This is a genomic window from Sulfuricurvum sp. (assembly GCF_049305995.1).
In the GTDB taxonomy this organism is placed as follows: Bacteria; Campylobacterota; Campylobacteria; order Campylobacterales; family Sulfurimonadaceae; genus Sulfuricurvum.
Map to the genome: position 1 here is coordinate 1 of NZ_JBAQPS010000214.1, position 3,396 is coordinate 3,396.

Consider the following 3,396-nt stretch of genomic DNA (forward strand, 5'->3'; position numbering starts at 1 on the left):
GTTTCATTACGAGTCAAAGATTTAGTTGATAAACTTTCCTTTGGAAGTGATGATCTATTTAACCATTTATTTAAGAACAATCATCTTCAAACGGTTCTTAACGGTCATTTCCAATATGATAGAAAAAAACGTGAATTTATTTTCAAAAAAGATCATGCAACATTTAAATCCATCAATGTTGCAAGTGGTCTAAAATGCTTTGGTATTTTGCAAATGCTAAATCGTAATGGCTTCTTAGACAATAGATCATTGCTGATTTTAGATGAGCCGGAAGTACATTTACATCCAAAATGGCAATTAGCGTATGCGCAAGTCATTATTGACCTTATTAAAGAAGAAGGTCTCAATGTTGTTGTCAATTCTCATAGCCCCTATATGATCGAAGCATTGAAACGATTCGCAGAAAAAGAAAATATTAATGCCAATTATTATTTAGCTGAAGATGGGAAAATTATTAAAAGTGATGATAGTTTAGAAAAAATATTCGAAAAGCTATCAGAGCCTTTTATAACTTTTGATGATATGGATGCAGAAAAACTAAATGGCTGATTTACGTATCCTCGATCAAAAAATCAGTTCTTACAAAAAATCTTTGAAAATGATTAGTTTTGATAAAAGAAATAATGAATATATGTGCAATGATGATGAAAATTTTTATTGCTCATTCGATGATTTAGTAAAAGCTGAATATCCACTAAAACAACCAGCATCACCTGATACCCTAATGTTCAAAAATGAAACTATTTATATGGTTGAATTTAAGAATCAAAAACCTTGTGATATTGATAAAAAAAATATTCATGACAAGCTTGAAAAAGGGAAAGAAGTTTTATCTGAATTATGTGCCCAATGTAATATCCCTATTGATTATCATAAAATAGTCTTTTGCGTTATACACAAAAATGATAAAAGCAAATGGCGACAAGGAATTGAAAAAAAGACTATTCAATTTGGTCTTGAAAAATACAAAGGTCATTTGTTTGATGATATTCTGACCAATGATATTGATTGGTTTAAAAAACAATATCGTGACATTTTCAAAATAGCCTGTTAATTTTTATGGCTTTTTTTTAAAGTATAAAATTACTCTATGTTAGCAAGTTTGTAATACGCTACAAAATATAATCCCCATATTTCTCAATCCATCCGTCAAACTCAGTACACTCAGCGATAGAGGCATCTTTGACGATAGCATCTTTGATCAGCATTACCCCAAACTCGGTCGGCAAGATTTGGGCGAAACCGAACAGATGTTTCGACGCTTCATCACCTCCGCGATAAAGTTCCACCATAGCCGAAACGAGTGCATACAGCAGTGCCGGTTCGCTTTTATCGACACTCGGGTATTCGCCTCGGTAAATAGCTCCAACATCGGGGAGCTTTTCGTACACTTTCACATACGAGAGAAACTCGATTCCAGCCCCGTATCCGATTAATCCATAGATAATCGGGGCAATACGGGATGTGTCATTGTTGGTTTTCAAAACATTCGAGAGCATATGATAACTGCGCGGGGTTGCAAATGCGGGATTACTATCATCCTCACTTACACTCTCAGAGGTGAGTAAATCGGGACGGAATCCCAAAAATCCGATCACAAACGAGTGCAATCCCTCTCGAATCGCGAAGAGTTTAAAATCCTCAAACCGTGCCTCGACACTCAAATGCACCATCCGATTCGCCAGCGGTGTCGGGAGACGAAAGACAACACCACGGTCACTGATGCGATTTCCTGCACAAATAATCCGCCAACCGTGAGGCAGTTCATACTCTCCCATTTTACGGTTCAGCACCAGCTGATAAATCGCCGCTTGTACTGAGGGGGGAGCTGAGTTAAGCTCATCGAGAAACAAAATCCCCTCACTGTTTTGATCTTTCGGAAAGAAGATAGGAGGCATCCACACTGTCTGCTCATCTCGGATGGCAGGTACTCCGCGCAAATCAACGGGATCCATTTGGGATAATCGTACATCGACAAGTTCAAGATTATGTTTTTTTGCCACTTCGGCAACGATATACGATTTCCCGATCCCAGGACTACCATGAATAAATACAGGGATGTCCGCACCGATGAGAGTATCAAGATAAAGTTCAGTAGTTGTTATCGATGGTGTCTTCACGCACTCGCCTCCGCTATTAGGCAGGTAAAGCAATGCTCTTGGTCATTACACGTAGCACACGCGGGTGCCACCATATCGATTGCATCGTAGAGAAATTTTTTCCAGAGTTTCTCCCTGAGCTTCAGAGCGGCAAGACGGGGAAAATGGCGCGCCATATACTGCCCCATTTCGATTCTGTTTTTAAATCCGAGGTCTTGATAAAGGTGGTTCATTTCCAATGATTTTTTGGCAATAAGAGGAGCAACAATATAACGTGCTTCATCGTCAATCGCGTATTTTTTGAGATAGTTTTCGATTTTTTCACGCATCACATCGTGTTCACTCATTACATTCTCCTTGGAGTATATGAACAACTATTGCAATTCTTATTCGAAGAAGATAAGGTAAATATGTATAAAAAATATGCAAATCTGCCCCTTATACAAGAAGAGAGATGAACAATACTAGGGTTAAAACTTGTTATATTATTCTGCGCAATTTGTCTAAAAATATAGGTGGTAATAACTATGGAATCAAAATTATTAGAGATCTTTCCATTCATTCAAAACAGTATAAAACTTTTAGATGATCAAAACAGATTTTTGAAAAAAATTATTCTAACCGGAAAAATATGTGCACTTGAAAAAGCAGCTAATCTCTTCTCTTTTACAGAAAATACCATCATAACCTTTAGCGATCTAAAAGCAGAACTAATTCCCCTCTTAATTCGAGAAAATTTAAAAAAATTTACTGAAGAACTCCGTTCAAAAGCCCAAATCAGTATTGATATTTTAATCCGTAATCTTTTTGAGCGAACAGCAGATGTCGGTTTTTTAGCAACCGATTCGGCAATAATTGATTTTCTAAAAGGAAACATCGCTCCAGAGAAACTGCGAGAACGTCTCATTGAATACACTATGAAATACAGCGTCTATAATGAGATAATTATAACCAATACTCAAGGGAATATTCGTCTTAATATCAATCAAACAAATTCACTTACCTCTTCTTCTGATTCAGTCATAAAGAGTGCTCTGCAAAGTGATGGCTACATCGAACAATACGCGTACACTGATCTCTTTCCAAGCCAAAATAAAACACTTCTATTTGCCCAAAAGATTACCGAAGATGATCATTCTATCGGTGTTTTGATATTATGTTTTCGTTTTGAAGATGAGATGGAACGTATCTATTCATCTCTCTTAAATCCAAATGAAAATATCTTTTTTACTGACGGTAGGGAGATTATCACTTCCTCTTCATATCAATCAACTCAAATACTAAAAGAGTATCGAAA

Annotated in this window: 4 protein-coding genes and 1 pseudogene; 3 read left to right on the plus strand and 2 right to left on the minus strand. The window is 36.6% G+C overall.

The annotated features are described in order from the left end of the window. Window positions 1–549: AAA family ATPase (locus WA010_RS07275; protein WP_422556469.1), on the plus strand; the 549-nt coding region annotated here is incomplete at its 5' end. Beyond that, window positions 542–1,054, plus strand: a complete 513-nt coding sequence (locus tag WA010_RS07280; protein WP_422556470.1) for a hypothetical protein — start codon at window positions 542–544, stop codon at window positions 1,052–1,054. The genes WA010_RS07275 and WA010_RS07280, both read left to right, overlap by 8 nt. Window positions 1,055–1,112: 58 nt before the next feature. Here WA010_RS07280 and WA010_RS07285 read toward each other — a convergent pair whose 3' ends face one another. Together WA010_RS07285 and WA010_RS07290 are read right to left on the minus strand one after the other, a co-directional pair. Continuing rightward, entirely contained in the window at window positions 1,113–2,120 is a 1,008-nt protein-coding gene (locus WA010_RS07285; protein WP_422556471.1) for an AAA family ATPase, read from the minus strand. Beyond that, window positions 2,117–2,446: a nitrogen fixation protein NifQ gene (locus tag WA010_RS07290; protein WP_422556472.1), complete on the minus strand. Its 330-nt coding sequence runs from the start codon at window positions 2,444–2,446 to the stop codon at window positions 2,117–2,119. The genes WA010_RS07285 and WA010_RS07290 overlap by 4 nt, the downstream gene beginning before the upstream one ends. 180 nt (window positions 2,447–2,626) lie before the next feature. On the opposite strand from WA010_RS07290, the pseudogene WA010_RS07295 reads away from it, so the two are divergent. Beyond that, a pseudogene (locus WA010_RS07295) lies at window positions 2,627–3,396 on the plus strand (hypothetical protein); the annotation flags it as partial.

What these genes read in the sequence shown, in the direction of transcription:
- WA010_RS07280 (WP_422556470.1), top strand. Translation starts at nt 542, where the DNA reads ATGGCTGATTTACGTATCCTCGATCAAAAAATCAGTTCTTACAAAAAA.
- WA010_RS07290 (WP_422556472.1), bottom strand. Translation starts at nt 2,446, where the DNA reads ATGAGTGAACACGATGTGATGCGTGAAAAAATCGAAAACTATCTCAAA.